This window comes from Bradyrhizobium sp. CCBAU 51627 (genome assembly GCF_028128765.1).
Lineage (GTDB): Bacteria > Pseudomonadota > Alphaproteobacteria > Rhizobiales > Xanthobacteraceae > Bradyrhizobium.
Genome location: NZ_LBJG01000005.1, coordinates 500519 through 518252 on the forward strand (window position 1 = coordinate 500519; position 17734 = coordinate 518252).

15 protein-coding genes and 1 pseudogene are annotated in these 17734 nt (G+C 64.4%); 7 read left to right on the forward strand and 9 right to left on the reverse strand.

The window, feature by feature from the left end; all coding sequences use genetic code 11:
* Nucleotides 1-101: 101 nt before the first annotated feature.
* Entirely contained in the window at nt 102-1724 is a 1623-nt protein-coding gene (locus XH88_RS04660) for an ABC-F family ATP-binding cassette domain-containing protein (RefSeq protein WP_271614222.1), read from the forward strand.
* Between the two features lie 332 nt (nt 1725-2056).
* On the opposite strand, the gene XH88_RS04670 is transcribed toward XH88_RS04660, so the two are convergent.
* Complete coding sequence (locus XH88_RS04670; RefSeq protein WP_271614223.1) at nt 2057-4273, reverse strand: alkaline phosphatase family protein; 2217 nt, start codon at nt 4271-4273, stop codon at nt 2057-2059.
* Nucleotides 4274-4520: 247 nt separating this feature from the next.
* On the opposite strand from XH88_RS04670, the gene XH88_RS04675 reads away from it, so the two are divergent.
* Nucleotides 4521-5396 carry an MBL fold metallo-hydrolase gene (locus tag XH88_RS04675; protein WP_271614224.1) on the forward strand — a complete coding sequence of 292 codons (876 nt, stop codon included), beginning with the start codon at nt 4521-4523 and terminating at the stop codon, nt 5394-5396.
* Nucleotides 5397-5418: 22 nt separating this feature from the next.
* Here the strand turns inward: XH88_RS04675 and XH88_RS04680 are convergent, their stop codons facing one another.
* The 3 genes from XH88_RS04680 to XH88_RS04690 all read right to left on the reverse strand — a co-directional run bounded on the left by XH88_RS04680 (nt 5419) and on the right by XH88_RS04690 (nt 8092).
* Nucleotides 5419-6510, reverse strand: a complete 1092-nt coding sequence (locus XH88_RS04680; RefSeq protein ID WP_271614225.1) for a type II asparaginase — start codon at nt 6508-6510, stop codon at nt 5419-5421.
* Nucleotides 6511-6757: 247 nt separating this feature from the next.
* Nucleotides 6758-7006 carry a hypothetical protein gene (locus XH88_RS04685; protein WP_271614226.1) on the reverse strand — a complete coding sequence of 83 codons (249 nt, stop codon included), beginning with the start codon at nt 7004-7006 and terminating at the stop codon, nt 6758-6760.
* A gap of 123 nt (nt 7007-7129) precedes the next feature.
* On the reverse strand, nt 7130-8092 hold the full coding sequence (locus XH88_RS04690; protein ID WP_271614227.1) for an alpha/beta hydrolase: 963 nt from the start codon (nt 8090-8092) through the stop codon (nt 7130-7132).
* A 125-nt stretch (nt 8093-8217) separates the two neighbouring features.
* Between XH88_RS04690 and XH88_RS04695 the strand changes: the two genes are divergently transcribed.
* Nucleotides 8218-8895, forward strand: coding sequence for a nitroreductase (locus tag XH88_RS04695; RefSeq protein ID WP_271614228.1), 678 nt, complete (start codon nt 8218-8220; stop codon nt 8893-8895).
* 198 nt (nt 8896-9093) lie between these two features.
* The gene (locus XH88_RS04700; protein WP_271614229.1) at nt 9094-9297 is read left to right on the forward strand and encodes a hypothetical protein; all 204 of its coding nucleotides are present in this window, start codon (nt 9094-9096) and stop codon (nt 9295-9297) included.
* Between the two features lie 34 nt (nt 9298-9331).
* On the opposite strand, the pseudogene XH88_RS04705 reads toward XH88_RS04700, so the two are convergent.
* From XH88_RS04705 to XH88_RS04715, 3 genes and pseudogenes are all read right to left on the reverse strand, one after another.
* A pseudogene (locus XH88_RS04705) lies at nt 9332-10453 on the reverse strand (HD-GYP domain-containing protein).
* A 55-nt stretch (nt 10454-10508) separates the two neighbouring features.
* Nucleotides 10509-10823: a PilZ domain-containing protein gene (locus tag XH88_RS04710; RefSeq protein WP_271614230.1), complete on the reverse strand. Its 315-nt coding sequence runs from the start codon at nt 10821-10823 to the stop codon at nt 10509-10511.
* Entirely contained in the window at nt 10820-11926 is a 1107-nt protein-coding gene (locus tag XH88_RS04715; RefSeq protein WP_271614231.1) for a DUF2336 domain-containing protein, read from the reverse strand. The genes XH88_RS04710 and XH88_RS04715 overlap by 4 nt, the downstream gene beginning before the upstream one ends.
* 300 nt (nt 11927-12226) lie before the next feature.
* Here XH88_RS04715 and XH88_RS04720 point away from each other — a divergent pair, with 300 nt between their 5' ends.
* Complete coding sequence (locus tag XH88_RS04720) at nt 12227-13174, forward strand: AraC family transcriptional regulator (protein ID WP_271614232.1); 948 nt, start codon at nt 12227-12229, stop codon at nt 13172-13174.
* Nucleotides 13175-13224: 50 nt separating this feature from the next.
* Nucleotides 13225-13815, forward strand: coding sequence for an NADPH-dependent FMN reductase (locus tag XH88_RS04725; protein WP_271614233.1), 591 nt, complete (start codon nt 13225-13227; stop codon nt 13813-13815).
* A gap of 120 nt (nt 13816-13935) precedes the next feature.
* Here the strand turns inward: XH88_RS04725 and XH88_RS04730 are convergent, their stop codons facing one another.
* Both XH88_RS04730 and XH88_RS04735 read right to left on the reverse strand, forming a co-directional pair.
* Nucleotides 13936-16017: a methyl-accepting chemotaxis protein gene (locus XH88_RS04730; protein WP_271614234.1), complete on the reverse strand. Its 2082-nt coding sequence runs from the start codon at nt 16015-16017 to the stop codon at nt 13936-13938.
* 95 nt (nt 16018-16112) lie between these two features.
* On the reverse strand, nt 16113-16553 hold the full coding sequence (locus tag XH88_RS04735) for a DUF1810 domain-containing protein (RefSeq protein ID WP_271614235.1): 441 nt from the start codon (nt 16551-16553) through the stop codon (nt 16113-16115).
* A 189-nt stretch (nt 16554-16742) separates the two neighbouring features.
* On the opposite strand from XH88_RS04735, the gene XH88_RS04740 reads away from it, so the two are divergent.
* On the forward strand, nt 16743-17705 hold the full coding sequence (locus tag XH88_RS04740) for a DUF2778 domain-containing protein (protein ID WP_442868413.1): 963 nt from the start codon (nt 16743-16745) through the stop codon (nt 17703-17705).
* Nucleotides 17706-17734 lie beyond the last annotated feature (29 nt).

Consider the following 17734-nt stretch of genomic DNA (forward strand, 5'->3'; position numbering starts at 1 on the left):
AAGGATTTGTCAGGAAGGGGCGAAACCCGTACCCCGCCGGGCTTCCCCTGGGGGCCGGCATGGCCTATTACGCTGCAACGCAAAATTCCCCCAAAAGACCCATGATCCGCCTCGACAACGTCAGCAAGCAAGCCGGCCACCAGATCCTCTTCATTGAAGCCTCCGCCGCCCTCAACAAGGGCGAGAAGATCGGCCTCGTCGGCCCGAATGGTGCCGGCAAGACCACTTTGTTCCGGATGATTGCCGGCGAGGAGCTGCCCGACGAAGGGCAGGTCTCGACCGATCGCGGCATCACGATCGGCTATTTCAACCAGGACGTCGGCGAGATGAGTGGCCGCAGCGCCGTGGCCGAGGTGATGAATGGCGCAGGCCCCGTCAGCGAGGTCGCGGCCGAGCTGCGCCAGCTCGAGGCCGACATGGCCGACCCCGACAAAGCCGACCAGATGGACGAGATCATCGCGCGCTATGGCGAAGTGCAGCACGCCTTCGAGGAGCTCGACGGCTACGCGCTCGACGGCCGCGCGCGCGAGGCGCTGTCCGGGCTCGGCTTCAGCCAGGAGATGATGGACGGCGACGTCGGCAAGCTCTCGGGTGGCTGGAAGATGCGCGTGGCACTGGCGCGCATCCTGCTGATGCGCCCCGACGTCATGCTGCTCGACGAGCCGAGCAACCATCTCGACCTCGAAAGCCTGATCTGGCTGGAGAAGTTCCTGCACGACTACGAGGGCACGCTGCTGATGACCTCGCACGACCGCGAGTTCATCAATCGCGTGATCTCGAAGGTGATCGAAATCGATTCCGGGGCGCTCACCACTTATACCGGTGATTACGAGTTCTACGAGCAGCAGCGCGCGATGGCCGAGAAGCAGCAGCAGGCGCAATTCGAGCGCCAGCAGGCGATGCTTGCCAAGGAGATCAAGTTCATCGAGCGCTTCAAGGCGCGTGCCTCGCATGCCGCCCAGGTGCAGAGCCGGGTGAAGAAGCTCGACAAGATCGAGCGGGTCGAACCGCCGCGCCGCCGCCAGAGTATCGCCTTCGACTTCCCGACGGCGCCGCGTTCGGGCGAAGACGTCGTCGCGCTCAAGAACGTGCACAAGGGCTATGGCAACAAGCGCATCTATGACGGCCTGGATTTCATGATCCGCCGCAAGGAGCGCTGGTGCGTGATGGGCGTCAACGGCGCCGGCAAGTCAACGCTGCTCAAGCTCGTCGCGGGCGCCAGCGAGCCTGATGACGGCACCGTGGCGTTGGGCGGCAGCGTCAAGATGGGCTATTTCGCCCAGCACGCGATGGATCTGCTCGACGGCGAGCGCACCGTGTTCCAGTCGCTGGAAGACCAGTTTCCGACCGCGGGACAGGGCTCCTTGCGGGCGCTTGCCGGCTGCTTCGGCTTCTCCGGCGACGACGTCGAGAAGCGCTGCCGCGTGCTGTCAGGCGGCGAGAAGGCGCGCCTCGTGATGGCCAAGATGCTGTTCGATCCGCCGAATTTCCTGGTGCTGGACGAGCCGACCAACCATCTCGATCTCGCCACCAAGGAAATGCTGATCAACGCGCTGTCGGATTTCGAAGGCACCATGCTGTTCGTCTCGCATGACCGCCATTTCCTCGCTACGCTGTCGAACCGCGTGCTGGAACTGACGCCGGACGGCATCCACCAATATGGCGGCGGCTACACGGAATACGTCGCGCGCACCGGGCAGGAGGCGCCGGGGCTGCGGTCGTAGTGCTGAGCCGGCCTTAGCTTGCGCCACGCTCCATCCGCGACAAGAGAGATCCTATGGAGTTCGTAGCCCGGATGGAGCGCAGCGCAGTCCGGGTCAGCCTCTGCGTTCGCCGGACTGACCGGCGATGTCGCCGACACCGCCCCAATCGCGCGGCAGAAGCCCTCTCGAACGTAACGATGCAGTGACGAATATGCCCAGTCAGCCGGTGATGCGACAAGGCCGCGCTTGACCGGATTGAAATGGATATCGTCCGCGCATCGATAGACTTGCAACTAATGCACGCGCTGAACGGACGGGCGCCGATCGGCGCCCGTCGGTGTTGCGTTCAATCGTTACTTCAAAATCTCGCGCAGCACCTCGCCATCGACCCCATGCGGCCTGACGCCGAGGATCTGCATGATGGTCGGGGCGACGTCGAGATTGTGCATGCGCCGGATCGTCGTATTGTCGCGGATCTGCGGGCCGGCGGCGATGAAGGTGGCGCTCATCACCGGCAGCCTGGGATCGTGGCCGTGGGCGCCGTAGAAATTCGGCATCGACAGCGCTGATGTGGCCGCGTTGAACGGCGCATCGCCGAGGCGGGCGACGCCGGGGCTTTGGACGCCGTCGAAATTGTAGCCCGGCGCCATCAGCGCGAACACATCGCCAAAGTCCTGGCCGATGGTCTTGCTGGTGCATTGTCCGAGCCCGGCTTCGCATTGCGCCGGACGCGTCTCGACCACGGTGAAGATCTTCCCGTTGTCCAGCGAGCCGTTGAACTTCGGGTTCGGATCGACGGCGTTCTGCACGGCCGCGGTGATCTGCGCCAGTAGCGCCTGATAGGTCGCGGGATCGACAGTGCCGCCTTGTTCGCGCTGCTGGAGATTGACGTAGATGTTGGCGGCAGGGCCTGAGGTGCGGATCGCCACCTTGCTGGTGTCGATGCCGGCGTTCTTCAAAATGTTGGTCATGCTGACCGAGGTATGAAACGGCGCAAAACCGTGGTCCGAGACGACGATGACGTTGCTGTCGGGGCCGGCCGCTTCCATGATCCGTTTCACCGCCTTGTCCGCGGTCTGATAGGCGAAGCGGATATAGGAGGCGTAGCGGGCGACCTTGGCGGGATCCTGGCCAGCGCCGATCGAGTTCGGATCCCTGGGGTTGGTGCCCTGGCGGGGATCGGTGAGCAGGAACTGGTGCTCGGAGCCGTCGGGCTGCTCGATATAGATCATCACGAGGTCGGCGTCGGGATGGTTCTGGATCGCACGTTCGCCGATCTCGGCCTGGTAGCGCACGAACGTCTTCACCATGTCCTCGAACATCGCCTCGATCTCGACGTCGGGGAAATTGGTGAAGCCGGGGCTCAGCCGCTCGGTGATACGGAAGTCGGCCTGCGGGCGCCAGAAGCCGATACTGTTGTTGATGTCGTCGACATCGGCGAGAACAGGCGCGTTGCGCGGAATGTAGTTGGCGCTGTAACGGGCCAAGCGCACCACCGAGAGATCAGGCGCGAGCTGCGAAACGAAATAGGCCGCGCCCACCTTGGCGCCGCTGCCGTCGAAGAAGAACGGCGCGTTCTCGCCGCCGAACTTGACGTAGGCCGGACCCGTCGCGGGCGGCGCGAACGGGCCCGCCGTGATGCCGCGCGTTGCGTCGAAGAACACCAGCGTGTCGTAGTTCACGACGTTGTCGTTGGTGGTGTCGAGCGCGGCAATGCGGATGGCGTATTTGAGGTCGAGCGTCGCCGCATTGCTGGAGCAGGTCGCGGTCGAGACCGACGCGCAGGAGAACGTCTCGATCGGGTTCGATGTCGCCAGCACCGGGCTGAACGAGAAGCGGCCGGCTGCCTGCAGTGCCGCAGCCACCGCCGCATCAGGCGCGAAATCTGTCCGGGTCAGCGAAAAACCCTGGGCGCCGAGGCCGCCGAAGGTCCCGAACGGCACGGTGTAGTCCGTGACGTGGGTCGGCTGCGCCGGCTGCACGACGCTGCCGTTGATCGAGATATCGGCCCCGTCGCCGCCGGGCCAGGTCGCGGTCACGACCTTCTTGCCCTGCTGGCGCAGTTGGACCCACAGCGGCGAAGCGGTCGGCCGTGACGTGGGGCCGAGCGGGCTCTCGCGATAGCCGCCGATCGGTGCGGCGAAGCCGCTGAGGCTCGACGTGCTGGCTCCGACGATGGCCTGGAAGGTGTTGGAGGGGATGTCGTTGTGGACGGCGGTCGAGCCGGTGGCGATTTCGATATGCGAGACGGCGGTGAGCGAGGGCGAGGCGGTGATGTTCTGCGAAGCGATCGCACCATGGCGGCTGAGCCGCGCCAGCCCGCCGTCGCGCGGCAGCACGCCTTCCGCGATGAATTGCTGAATGAAATCGGGCTTGGCGCCGTCGAGCGAGATGAGGACCACTGGCGGCGAGCGATGTCGGTGATGGCCGTGATCGTGATCACGCGAGGCCTCCGAGCTGCGGTCGCGGCCGTTGCCGTCCTCCTCGGCGTGTACAGGCAGAGCCGTGCAAGCCAGCGATGCCGCGAGCGAAAGCAATGAGATCAGGGAAAGAAGCTTCTTGTTGTCCACGTGCTGCCCCGTGTTTTGTCGCGCAATCCGTGCGCGTTTCACCTGCAATGACACGTGGAGTATCGAGTGCTGCCGACGACGCGCGTGTGACGCTTGAGCGACGCATGTGCGTCGCTCAGGGGGGCTCGCCAGAGTCCAACGCCGCTGCCGCGCGCAGGAAGGGAACTTGACAATGCCGGCCTTGCGCTCACGGCTCTTGAAGGCTGCGAACCCGTTCGTTACGCTCGAGAAAAATTCGGGAGGGCGCGTGAAGCAGCTGAGGATCGGCGACATCACCATCGACGCGGTGATCGAGCGGGAAGGGCCGTGGCGGCGGCCGCAGGATTTTTTCCCTGGATATGACGACGCCGTGTTCAAGCGCCATCTGCCGACGATGGAGCCCGAGGTGTTCGACGCAGCGCGCGGCATGATGGTCATCACCTATCAGACCTTTGTGGTTCGCACGCCGCGCTACACCATTCTGGTCGACACCTGCACCGGCGAGGACAAGGGCCATCCGCCGCCGTTCGACTTTCCCGGCAAGCAGCGCTGGCGCAACGAATTGTTCGCGATCGGCATCGGCTTCGAGCGGATCGACTACGTGTTCTGCACGCATCTGCATATCGATCACACCGGCTGGAACACGAGCTTGCGCGACGGCCGCTGGGTGCCGACGTTTCCGAACGCGAAATACGTCTTTCACAAAGGGGAGTACGCGGCCTGGGAAGCCGAGAATGCAAAGGGAAGCAATCCGCCAGGGACCGTGTTTCGCGACAATTGCCTGCCGATCGTTGAGGCGGGGCAGGCGCTGCTGGTCGATGACGACTATGCACTGGATGATACCGTCACGCTGATGCCGACGCCGGGGCATTCGCCCTGTCACTGTTGCGTCAACATTTTCTCGAAAGGCCAGCGCGCGGTGGTCGCCGGCGATCTCATGCATCACCAGATCCAGTGCCGCGAGCCGGAGTGGTCGTCGAAGCCCGATTGGGATGCCAAGCAATCGGCGGTGTCACGGCGGAAGTTCTTCGCGTCCGTCGCCGACACCGACACGCTGATCCTGCCGATCCATTTTCCGGCGCCGACGGTTGGATTGATCAAGCCGTTCGGCGCTGCGTTCGATTATCGCTTCAAGCGGGAGTAGGGCGGATGGCCCTTCAGATGCTCTAATACGTATAGAACATCCGCTGGATCTCCTTGGTGTCTGACGTCTTGGTCAGCGCCAGCATCAGCAGGATGCGCGCCTTCTGCGGATTGAGCGTATCGGAGACGACGAAATCGTGCTCGTCGTCCTTGGCCTCGCCGTTGCGCGCGACGATGCCGTTGCCGACGCGGCTGCTCCTGACGATCACGACGCCCTTCTTCCGCGCCTCATCGAGCGCCGGCTCGACCGCGGGTCGGGCCAGGCTGCCGTCGCCCACGCCGGCATGCACGATCCCCTTGGCCCCGGCGGCGACAAACGCGTCGATCGCGACGCGGTTCATGTTGGCATAGCCGTAGACGATATCGACTTGCGGCAGGGTATCGAGGTTTGAGACGTCAAATTCGGAGTCCGCAGTGTGCCGGCGGGTCGATTGACGATAGAAGTACGGCTTGTTGCCCTGCATGTAGCCGAGAAAGCCGAGCTCAGGTGTGCGGAAGGTGTCGGCCGTCGAAGTGTTGTTCTTGGTAACGTCGCGCGCCGCGTTGATCTGATCGTTGAGCGCAACGAGCACGCCCTTGCCGACGGCTTCCTCGCTGCCTGCGAGGATCACTGCATTGAAGAGGTTGATCGGACCATCCGCGCTGATCGCCGTCGACGGCCGCATCGCGCCGACGACCACGACGGGTTTCCTGCTCTTGACCACCAGATCGAGGAAATAGCTGGTTTCCTCGATCGTGTCGGTTCCGTGCGTGATCACGATTCCGTCCACGTCGTCCTGCGCGAGGAGCGTGTTGACGCGCTTTGCGAGCTTCAGCCAGTAGTCATTGTTCATGTTCTCGCTGGCGATCTGAAAAACCTGCTCGCCTTTGACATTGGCCACCGTCTTGAGCTCGGGGACGGCGTTCAGCAGGGTCTCGATGCCCACGGTGGCTGCGGTATAGCCGACCACGGTGGTGCTGCTCGCTCCGCTGCCGGCGATCGTGCCGCCGGTTGCGAGAACCATGACGTTGGGCAGACCGGGGCCCCTCGCATTCGCGACGTCAAGACTGATGAGCAATGCAAAGAGCACGCCCATGGTTGCCATCATGTGTTCACGCACTCGAAACTGCCACATCTCGACCACCCTTTTTCTAGAAGCCTCGTCGATGCGCCCCGGTTTCGCTCAGCGCTGCATGATCCGTCAGCCGAGGCGTTCTGTCTAGGGTGGCGATGTATTTGAATTGCGCGTTCGGCGCGTGCGGGGGACGGCAATTTCGTCATGGCCGGGACATCTAGCGCGAAGACGCACTTCGCGCTCTTGCCTGGCCATGACGGAGTTCGTTCGCTGATTGCTCGCGAAAGAGGCAGGACTACGGGAGCGCCTACGCGCCCATCTCGCACTTCTTCATAAAGCTGTTCTTGGCGGCGCCGGCCAGCGGCTTGCCGTCGGAGCCGACGGCCTTGGGCGCGCAGGCCTCTTGCTTGCACTTCTTCATGAATGAGGCCTTGGCCGCACCGGCGAGAGCCTTGCCGTCCTTGCCGACCGCCTTGCTCTCGCAGGTGTCGTCCGCAAGGGCCGAGCCCGCTGCAAAGGTGGCGACGATCGCAGCCAGGAAAATCCGTTTCATCATTGGGTGTCTCCCTAAACCAAAATGGCGTGCGGATTGGAGCCCGGAATCATGGCGCAATCAAGCAGGGCATCTGCGTGCGGCACAATTTTTCCGACGATCGAGCTCGCCGCGGTTGCAATGCGATCAAACTCCGCGCGCCAGCAACGCCTTGAAATCGGCGCGCGCACGCTCCGCCTCGGCGCGGGCGACCTCGGAGGCGTCGCCCATGCCGAAATAGCCGTGGATCAGGCCGGCGCCCTCATGATGCCTCACGTGCACGCCGGCGGCCTCCAGCGCTTTCGCATAGGCAGCGCCTTCGTCGCGCAGCGGATCGAACCAGGCGGTGGTCACGATCGCGGGCGCGAGGCCTTTGAGCGATGCCGCCCGCAGCGGCGACACCCGCCAGTCGGAGGCATCCGCGGGATCCGCGAAATAATGACCGCAAAACCACTCCATGGTGGCGCGCGTGAGGAAATAGCCGTCGGCATTTTCCGTGCGTGAGGGGAAGCGTGCGTTCTCGCGCGCGTCCGCATAGAGGCCGACGGCATCGGTGACGGGATAGACCAGCAATTGCGCGGCGAGCTTGATGCCGGCATCGCGAGAGGCGATCGCGGTCGTGGCCGCAAGATTGCCTCCGGCGCTATCGCCGGCAACGCCGAGGCGTTTGGGATCGCCGCCAAATTCCGTGACGCGGTTGAAGATGTCGCTTGCGGCAGCAAACGCGTCCTCGAAGGCGCCGGGAAAGCGCGTCTCCGGCGGGCGGCGATAGTCAACGGAGACGACGACGGCGCCGGTCTCGATCGCGAGATTCCGCGCCTGCCTGTCGTGGGTCTCGAGATCGCCTGCAACCCAGCCGCCGCCGTGGAAGAACACCACGGTGGGCGCGGGGTCGCTGCCGATGCAATAGACGCGGGCATCGAGCGGCCCGGCGCCGCCCTTCACCTTGATATCCCGCACGGCATCGACCGATGGCGGAGGCACGGCGGCGCGCGCGGCAGCAAGTGCGCGCAAGGATTCGCGGGCGCTCTGTGGCGTCATCGTCGCGGGATCGCGCAGCGGCAGCAGCGGAATGATCTGGGCGACGACGGGATCGAGCGGTGCGGGCATTGGCGGATCCTCAAGGGGGTTCTTGGTCTTGGTTGGCCGTTAGCATAGATTTGGCTGATAGCATCGGCAACCGGCCCGCACCACGATTGCCATGCCGGCGAATGAACGGGCAGGGAGGCCTTGAGGTGGAATTCGAAACGCTGGTCCAGTCGCGCCGCAGCGTGCGCGGTTTCAAGAACGAGCCGGTGCCGCGCGCGGTGATCGAGGCGATCATCGAGAGCGCCAAGCGCGCGCCGTCGTCGATGAACACCCAACCCTGGCATGTGCACGTGCTCACCGGCAGGCCCCTCGAGGAGGTGCGCCGCCGCAACATGGAGGAGATGGTCGGCGGCGCCAAGGTCAAGCGCGACATCGTCAGCCACGGCGAATACCAGGGCGTGCACCGCACCCGTCAGGTCGACATCGCCAAGAAGCTGTTCGGCGCGATGGGTATCGCGCGCGACGACAAGCCGATGCGGCAGGACTGGGTGCTGCGCGGCTTTCGTCAGTTCGACGCGCCGGTCTCGCTGGTGCTGACCTATGACCGCGTGCTCGATCCCGGCGCGGTCTGCCATTTCGATCTCGGCGCGCTCTGCTACGGCATCGTGCTGGCGGCCTGGGACCGCGGGCTCGGCTCCGTCATCAACGGGCAAGGCATCATGCGCAGCGACATCGTGCGCGAGGTCGCGGCGATTCCCGAGGACGAGGTCATCATGACCTGCGTCGCGATGGGCTATCCCGACGATTCGTTTGCCGCGAATGCCGTGCGCTCCGACCGCGAGCACATCGACGAATTCGTGCGGTTCGTCGGCTTCGCCGATTAGGGCACGCGGGCGAGCGTAGATGCCGGATGCTGCTGTTGCTGGTTCAGCGGTGTCCCTCGTCGCTGTGACGGGTAGGGGGTAACGTCGGACAGTCCGCAATTTTTGGTGGCGAGCCTTCAGTTGGGCCTTGCAATCCTGTCGCGCTAGCAGGAACAATATGCCTTGCAAGAGGTTTGTTGCTGGCGCGAGGGAATTGACATGCGGCGGCTGGCTAGCCTGGTTCGATGGTTCTTCGGCCCGCGGATGCGGCGTCCGCTCGATGATGATCCCACCCTTCCTTTTACCCCCGAAGAGTTCGGTAGGCTGATCCGCAGCGGTAAGCGCGAGGATATGAAGCTGCTCGCCGACGGGCTGACCTGTCGCTCGATACCGCGCCGCATCAAATATCGGGCGCCGCATTAGGGGATTTTCGGCGTGAGTGCCGTCTGGCGCGCGCTCAGCGTGTGAGCGCAACTGCTTTGAAGGATGAAACGAGCGCCTTCTCCAGCTTGCCGGTCATCCCGCAGAGAATCTCGTAGGCCTGCGTGCGCGGCATCGTCGGCTTGTAATGCCGGTATTCGATCAGCGCGGCGAAGATATCCGAGATCGTGAGAACGCGCACGATGTCGTTGATGCTTCCGCCCGCCAGCGCATCCGGATACCCGCTGCCATCGAGATATTCGTGGTGGTGCCGAACGGCATCGCGGATCTCCGGCGAGATTCCGTGGTGATCCTTCAGAAAATCGTAGCCGCTGACGGGGTGCGTCTCGACCACTGCGCGCTCCTCCGGATCGAGGCGGCCGGGCTTGTCGAGGATCGCGAGCGGAATCCGAGCCTTGCCGATGTCGTGGAACATGGCCGCGGAATAGAGGCGCTCGAGATCGGCCCGCCCGACGCCGAGGCTCAAGCCGAAGTCGACGGCGACGCCGGTCACCAGCAGGCAGTGCTGTTAAGTTCCTTCGTGGTGGCGCCGCACCGTCGTGAGCCATTCCGACAGTCCATGCTGGGTGATGCGGTCGGCGATCTGGCGGCCGGCTTGTTTGGTGGCATCGACATCGAGGCGCTGGCCCAGGGTGACTGAGGTGAACATCGAGGCGATCGCGGTTGCGGCGGTCTCGACGGCGTTGTCCGGCTCGCCCGTGCCGAGCGGCGAGCCGGGCGCTGGCTCGGTCGGATCAGCGAGCACTGCCAGCAGCCTGACGTTGTTAATCGGGCCGGGAAGGACGCGCGTCGCGCCGAGCGCGTAGGCTTGCGAGACGCAGGCGTGGGACGGCTGCTCGACGAGGAAGATGCGCTTGGTTACGTTGGGCAGCAGCGAGAACCGCTTCTTGATCGCCGCGATGTTGCCGACGTCACGCAGCTCGGCGCGGATGACGATCGCGGCCGGCATTTGCGACAACTTGGCTTCCGCATCGAGCCGTTCGCCGGCCACCGTGAAATGCCGTTCGAGCGCTGCGCAGATGCTCGACAATTTGCCCGAGGTATCGGCCAGCACGTGCACGAAGGGACGTGTCACTTGCGTCGCCTGAATGCCGTTGCTGCCTTTGACGGGGCTGCTGATGGTTCGCGCGTTGTGCACGATGGGCCTGAGAGTATTGAGTTGAGAAAGTTCGAAGATACCAGGACCGAATTACCTACTTGCTCTGTGCGGCGGTCGCGTTTGCCGACTTCTTTCTGCTGTCCGGATTGATGAAATGCACGCCGGCCACGGTGCCGTCGATCCAGACCAGCTCGCAGCGCCGGTACGCGAGACCCGTCGACGAGAGCAGCATGAAGAATTCCTTCGCCTGCAACACGTCGAGGGTGCCTTCCACCTCGATCTTGGCCCCGGTCTGCGACACGTCGAGCAGGACACAGCGGCGTCGCCAGGTCCCGTCCGAGCCCATCAGGTTCACGGCCTGCTTGTGGTCCATTCGTACGCGAAGCGCCTTGCGTCCGTCGTGCTTCATCGGTTGCCCCCCGTTCTCGCGCTACGATGTCCCGGACCGCCCTTGCTCACATTGGCTGCGATTTCACCCCAGCGAACTGTCCATTGGCTGGTCGACAGGAGAAGTGTCTCGAAAATCAGCTGTGCGCGCTCGCGCTGAGCGAAGGAGAGTCGCGCGCCGCTGCGATTGCTCAGAATTGCAAGGGTGGTTGCCCAGTTCAGGCGCGACGCCCGGCAGGCCATCACCAGGCCCTCGCAATCCTCGTCGCTCATGACGTGCTCGACGATCTCGATCGGAGTGCCCGACAGTACCGACAAGGCGGTGAGCAGATTGGCGGTCTCGCCGCGGATAGCGAAGCGGTTCACGGTGGAATCGTTGAGCTTGCCAACGCGGTTGAGCGCGACGATCTCGGGCCTTGCGGCGGCATATTCCTCCGAGGAGGGCAGCTTCTGCAGCGCCGGTATTGCGTCCTGCGGGGGCGGAGCGGAGGACGCGTTGGGTTTCGCAGGCGCCGTCCTGCGGGAGGGAGCGGCGAGCAACTTTCGCACGACCAGGTCGGGTATGCCGGGCCGGAGCACCAGCGCCTTAGCAATCTCGCCGTCCGGGTCGGCGCCGGCGATCAGGGCGGCATAGGCTGCTTCGGAGAATTTCGTCCCGGGGTTCTTGATCAGCGCAAGGCAAATCTGGTCGCCGCGCTTGACCAGCGCTTCGGTCACGTCAGGCTCGATGCAGTCGCGTGCGGCGATCGCGCGTAGCTGTCGCTCGCCGCATGATGCCGCAATCGCAGCGAGATCACTTATCGAGAGTGCCTGCGATTTGAGCAGCACGGGACAGGACACGTCGGGGTCTTCGTGCGAGGCAAGGCGCCGCAATGTCTCGGGAGGAGCCACCTTGAGGTCGGCAAGCGTGGTGCTCAGCTGAATCAGCGCGCGGGGGGCGACCCGCTCCGCCAGCCGCAGCAGAACGCCGTCGACGACACCAGAGAGCAACTGCTGAGTTCGATCGCAGCTGCCATTGAGCAACTGCAAGATGCCGGAGAGAATGGGGCCGCAACGGTCCAGCGGACACGCTGCGACCGCTTCTTCCAGTTCAACCAGTATATCAGCAGGCGAATTTGCCATCATGGCAGGGCCTGTATTCAAAATAAATTTCGACTAAACGTCCTCCATTGCGCCTGACCGGGGTTAATTTGAATTTTAGACGTCGAGCCTTCGGGTATCAGCGCACCATCTTTATCCACGGAAACGATATCGAAAATTGGCAGGACACGAACCGTTTGCTTGTCCTTTGGCTTGAAGCTTCGCCAACTGGTTGTGTGGAGCTAAGGTGATTCTTTTGGGCTAAGGGACATTCGAAGGGGCAGAAATCAGTCCGGCGATGTGCCGGATACCGCGCCGTTTCCCGGCGCCGCTTTTCAAACTGTCATGACCGATATTGATGATGCGCGCAGGTTGGCGCCAAAGATATTTCGTTTTGCAGACATCGATGAGTTTCGCAGCGCGATCCGCGGCCTAGATCACGATTTCACGCCGCTTGTACGAGCAATTGCAACCGAGCAGATCATTCTGCAATTGCCCGGCTGCGACGTGAATATTACGCGGGCGTTTCCGCGCGTGGTGGATGCGCAGCTGGTCGCCGACTGCACGGCCGTCGGCTTTGCGATGGACGACCTCGACGTACCGATCCGCTTCAACGGCGCGCAGCGAGAGCGCGCAGCCATCGTCATCGGCAGCAGCGGGGCGGCCTACAGCACCATCGAAGAGGCGCAGCGGCAAATCGCCTCGATCATATTCAGGCCGGAGGTGAAGGATCGCGGTTGGCCAGAGACGAGTTTCAACTTCAAGATATTCGAGATCAGTCCGCCTGCGCTGCAATGGCTGCGGAAGGTAGTGAGGGAGGTGATGGCGGCTGCATCCGAGCCGATCGATCCTGACGAGGTCCCGCTGAAAGCGGCGGCAATGAAGGAATCGCTGCTCGGTGCGGTCGATGCCGCCTTCGCCAATATCGTGCCCGCGCGCTGGACGCTGCGGCCGAACGACGAACGGCAGTTCAAGCTGTTCCAGGACATCCGCGCGCTGCTGTCCGAGGATCTCGGCCAGCCCATCTACAGCGAAGAGATTGCTCGCAAGGTCGGCCTTTCCGTCCGAACCATGCACGATGTGGTTCGCCGTTATCGCGGCATGAGCCTGCACCGCTATTTGCGCCTGCGCCGGCTCTGGCTGGTACGCCAGCGGCTGCTCACCGGCGCCGACAGCGTGAAGGCCGTCGCGCTGGCCTTCGGCTTCTGGCATCTCAGCGATTTCTCCCGGAGCTATCGCGACCAGTTCGGCGAGACGCCGTCGCAAACCCTGGAGCGCGGACGCCGGCGATAACCCGAGAAAGCGATTGGGGCCGGGCCCCGGTTTCGTGCTAGTCTGCGATCATGAGCAACCGCATTCTTGTCTTTTACGGCTCCTACCGTTCCGACCGCATGGGCATCCGCCTTGCGAATTTCGTCATCGATCGCCTGCGCAGCCGCGGCGATGAGGTCGAGTTCATCGACGCCAAGGCCATTGGCTTGCCGATGCTCGACCGTATGTACAAGGAATATCCCAAGGGTGGCGCGCCCGAGGCGCTGGAGAAGCTGGCCGGCCAGATCCGCAGCGCCGACGGGTTCGTCTTCGTCACCGGCGAATACAATTGGGGCATTCAGCCCGGCCTGAAGAACCTCACCGATCATTTCCTGGAAGAGTGGTTCTGGCGGCCGGCCGCGATTGTGAGCTACTCCGCCGGCCGGCTGTCCGGCGCGCGGGCCTCGACCGCGTGGCACGGGACGCTGTCGGAAATGGGCATGGTGGTGATCTCGAGCACCATCGGCGTCGGGCCGATCGCGCAAACGCTGTCGGCGGATGCCGAACCGATCGGCGAGGGCGGCAAAGCGTTGGAGCACGCGTTCCCGCGCTTTGCGGACGATCTGGCGTGGTGGATCGAGGCGGCCAAGGCGCAGCGGGCGCGCAAGGCGCCGCCGTACTGATCTCATTCTCCGCGAGGACGGTCCGTAGCCCGGATGGAGCGAAGCGCAATCCGGGGCGGTGCCGATGACGTGCGAGAACCCGGATTTCGCTGCGCTCAATCCGGGCTACGAGGTCGCGGCCTACGCCGCCCTGACTTCACCCAAGAAGCGATTGAACTGGCCGGCGAGGTCGCGCGACTGGGTCGAGAGCTGCTCGGCGGCGCCGAGCACTTCCCTGGCGGCTGCGCCGGTATCGTCGGCCGCGCGCTGCACGCCTGATATGTTGGTGTTGACTTCCTGGGTGCCGCGGGCGGCTTCCTGGACGCTGCGAGCGATTTCCTTGGTCGCCGAGCCCTGCTCTTCGATTGCGGCCGCAATCGCGGTGCCGATCTGATCGATCTCGCCGATGACGTCGGCGACGTTGCGGATCGCGGCCACGGTCTCGTCGCTCGCGGTCTGGATCGCGGTGATCTGCTCGGAGATTTCGGTGGTGGCCTTTGCGGTCTGGCCGGCCAGCGATTTCACCTCGGAAGCCACCACGGCAAAGCCACGGCCGGCATCGCCCGCACGGGCGGCTTCGATGGTCGCGTTCAGCGCGAGGAGGTTGGTCTGCTCGGCAATGCTCTGGATCAGCGTGACGACGTCGCCGATCTTCTGGGCGCCCTCGGCAAGAGCACGCGCGGTATCGCCGGTGCGGCGGGCGTTGTCGACAGCACGGGCCGCGATCTCGGTCGATTGCGCGACCTGGCGGCCGATCTCGGCGATCGAGGAGGTCAGCTCCTCCGTGGCGCTGGCCACGGTCTGAACGTTGGTCGAGGTCTGCTCGGAGGCGGCGGCGACGACCGCGGCCTGGCTGTTGGTCTGCGCCGCCGTCGAGGTCATCGACTGCGCCGTGCTCTCCATGGTTGCGGACGCCTGTGACAGCCCGCCGACAAGCGCGGTGATCCTGGCTTCAAAGGAACGGGTCAGCTCGTCGAGCACCTGGGCGCGCCGCATCTTGCCGTCGTTCTCGGCCTGCTTCTCGGCCGCGAGCCGCTCGGCCCGGATCATGTTGTCCTTGAAGACCTGGACGGCTGCGGCCATCGCGCCGATCTCGTCGGAGCGTTCGGCGCCGGGGATGTCCTCGGCAACCTCGCCGTCGGCGAGTCGCGACATCCGGGTCGTCAGGCTGACGATCGGGGCGCAGACGCGGCGGCGGACCATCACGATGAGGCCGACGCTGGCGATCAGCACGGCGAGCAGGCCGACGAGTGCGATCGTAAAGCTCGTGCGCGCGGCGACAGACGCGCCGGCGAGGATCTGCTCGGCATTGTCGTAGAAGGCATCGCGGACGTCGATGATGGTGCCGAGGCCGCGCTGTGTGGCGGCGTAATAGGTCTGCATGTCGTGTTCGTACTTGCCGCTGACGGCACCTTCCTTCACCATCTTGAGCTCGCGGCCGAATTCCTCGACATAGACGGCGTTGAACTTATCCAGCGCAGCGGCAACGTTCGCCGGCGTTGCCGGATTGCCGCGCAGTTCCTGCAGCGACATGACGAGCTGGTCGTTGCGGCCCTGGGAGCGGCTGATGTCGGCCTTCTCGGCATCGGTTGCCGGTTTCTTGCCGCCGACGAGATTCTTGTGCAGGCTGGAGTTGAAGCCGCCGACGTCGCGCAGCGTCATCGCGATGTTGGCATAGCTGGCCTGCCGGTAGGCGTCACCATTCAGGATCGCCATGCGGCGAACCTGTTCGTTGAGCAGCGCGGTGACGCCGGCGTTGAGCACGGCGTTGTCGCCGACGATCTTCTTGGCTGCGTCCTTGCGCGCCTCTGCCGGCCCGGCCATCGCCTTGTCGATGGCTTCGCGCAATGCGGTGAATTTCGAAGTGATGCCGTCGATGTTGCTGCCGATGCTCGCGCCGTCGTCGAACGAGCCGGGCAGCTCCTTGCGCACCGCAATCATCTTGTCGCGCGCGCCGTCGGTCTGCTGGCGCAGTCTGCCTTGTTCGGCGAGCTGCGCTGGATCGATCGTCGCCGGCCCGTAGAGGATGTTGGTGGAGAAGCCACGCTCGGGGTTGAGATAGCGCGGGATGTCGCTGACGGCGCGGACGATCGCGAGCCGGCCCTGCGCCTCGGTGATGCGCTCTATCGTCTGATATTTCGTCACGGCGACGTAGACGGCGAGGCCGCCGCCAACGGTCGAGAGCGAGACGATGGCGGTGGTCAGGAGCGAACCGATTTTCATGATTTGTCCGGCATTGGCGCTGGGAGAAAGATATTCTCCAGAAATAGGGGCAGCGCATTAATCGGGGGTTTACGCTCTCGGCCGGGATATCGCGGTCACCTGGCCTCTCGATCGAGAGAGGCCAGAATCTCCAGCGTCGCGCTATCCGGCTTGCCGGCGAAATAGCGGGCGAGGGCCTCGCCGAAAACGGACTCGTCGGAGACCGCGCCGAACAGCGTCATCGACGAGCAGAATTTGGCGTCGTCGGGCGCGCCGAGGATCGCGTGGATGGTCCGCCCCTGGACGGCAAGCACGAGGCGGGTGCATTCGATCAGGCGTGGGCCGAGGGTGGGGTGGGCGAGATAAGCCCTGGCCTCCGCCCGCGAGCCGACGGCGTAGCGCCGGGACATGGCGCTGAAGCCGAGGCCGGCGATCTGCGGGAAGACGAACCACATCCAGTGTGTCTGCTTCCGTCCCCGAGCGAGCTCCTCCAAAACGGCGCGAAAAACCGGCTCCTGGGCCCTGAGAAAGCGCTCTAGATCGAAAGGATCGGTCATGGGATACCTCAGGCGGGTTTGCCGGCCGCGATTATGCCTAACTTTTGGCTCCCAATGTGGTAGCTGGTATAGAGTCTCCGGGTGGGGGTTGGGTCCCCCGGGGGTCGATTTGGGGATCTGATGGTTTCCGACCGCGCACGAGCCGAGAGGCTGTTGTCGCGCCGCCGTATTGGGCGCGCCGAGACAATACTGCTGTCTGTGGCCGCCGTGGCGCTGGCGCTCGGCGCCGCCGCGTGGGTCGCCGACATCGGCGACTCGACTCCGCTGGTCACAGCCGCACTGCCGCCGGCCAATGCGCCCTCGTTCGAGGACCGCTTCGCCTCGCTGTCAGTCAGTCCGCCTGCGCGCGACCTCGGCTTGCGGACGATGGAGCGCTCCGCCCTGAATGCGGTCCAGCTCAAGCTTCGCGATGCCAAAGCGATGCTCGCTGAAAAACTCCAGGGCGACGACTGGCGCTCGATCCTGACCGAAGACGACAATGACAAGCCCGCGACCGAAGAGGCCAAGCCCGCGCAGCGCGCCGATGCCGTCCCGATGCCGCGCTCGCGGCCGGTCCAGGCCGACTTCTCCGCGCAGATCGCCTCGAGCCAGGCCTATGCCGACGCCAATCCCCGGGTCGACAACCGCAACTTCTTCGAGAAGTTCACCGACAAGATCAGGCTGGCCTCGCTGACCCCCGGCGATGGCCTGTTGGGCAGAGCACCGGATCTCGCCGCGCTCGGTTACGATTCGAAGACGGCGGTCTATGACATCAAGGCCAAGGCGCTTTACCTGCCGAGCGGTGTCGCGATCGAAGCCCATTCGGGCATGGGCGCGCTGATGGACGATCCTGACCATGTCGACCAGCGCATGGTAGGCGCAACCCCGCCGGCGACCTACGACCTCAAGCCGCGCGAAAAACTGTTCCACGGTGTACGGGCACTACGCATGACGCCGACCGACGGCACCAGCGCGCTCGGCCGCGTCGGTCTGCTCACTCACACCTACATGCTCGGGCCGCGCGGCGATTCCAACGGCTGCGTCTCGATCAAGGATTATGATCGCTTCCTCAAGGCCTACGACAATGGCGAGTTCAACCGCCTGGTCGTGGTGCGAAGCCTGGGCGAAGCGGCGACTGCCTCGCGGCGCGCCGGCAATAGCACCGATTCCTGAAGCTCGAGGTGAAGTTTGCCTGCTGCGGC

Excerpts from the sequence above, each read along its gene's own strand:
- XH88_RS04710 (WP_271614230.1), bottom strand. The coding sequence starts at position 10,823 with ATGAAGCACGACGGACGCAAGGCGCTTCGCGTACGAATGGACCACAAG.
- XH88_RS04685 (WP_271614226.1), bottom strand. The coding sequence starts at position 7,006 with ATGATGAAACGGATTTTCCTGGCTGCGATCGTCGCCACCTTTGCAGCG.
- XH88_RS04715 (WP_271614231.1), bottom strand. The coding sequence starts at position 11,926 with ATGATGGCAAATTCGCCTGCTGATATACTGGTTGAACTGGAAGAAGCG.
- XH88_RS04680 (WP_271614225.1), bottom strand. The coding sequence starts at position 6,510 with ATGTGGCAGTTTCGAGTGCGTGAACACATGATGGCAACCATGGGCGTG.
- XH88_RS04660 (WP_271614222.1), top strand. The coding sequence starts at position 102 with ATGATCCGCCTCGACAACGTCAGCAAGCAAGCCGGCCACCAGATCCTC.
- XH88_RS04735 (WP_271614235.1), bottom strand. The coding sequence starts at position 16,553 with ATGACCGATCCTTTCGATCTAGAGCGCTTTCTCAGGGCCCAGGAGCCG.
- XH88_RS04720 (WP_271614232.1), top strand. The coding sequence starts at position 12,227 with ATGACCGATATTGATGATGCGCGCAGGTTGGCGCCAAAGATATTTCGT.
- XH88_RS04725 (WP_271614233.1), top strand. The coding sequence starts at position 13,225 with ATGAGCAACCGCATTCTTGTCTTTTACGGCTCCTACCGTTCCGACCGC.
- XH88_RS04700 (WP_271614229.1), top strand. The coding sequence starts at position 9,094 with ATGCGGCGGCTGGCTAGCCTGGTTCGATGGTTCTTCGGCCCGCGGATG.
- XH88_RS04730 (WP_271614234.1), bottom strand. The coding sequence starts at position 16,017 with ATGAAAATCGGTTCGCTCCTGACCACCGCCATCGTCTCGCTCTCGACC.
- XH88_RS04690 (WP_271614227.1), bottom strand. The coding sequence starts at position 8,092 with ATGCCCGCACCGCTCGATCCCGTCGTCGCCCAGATCATTCCGCTGCTG.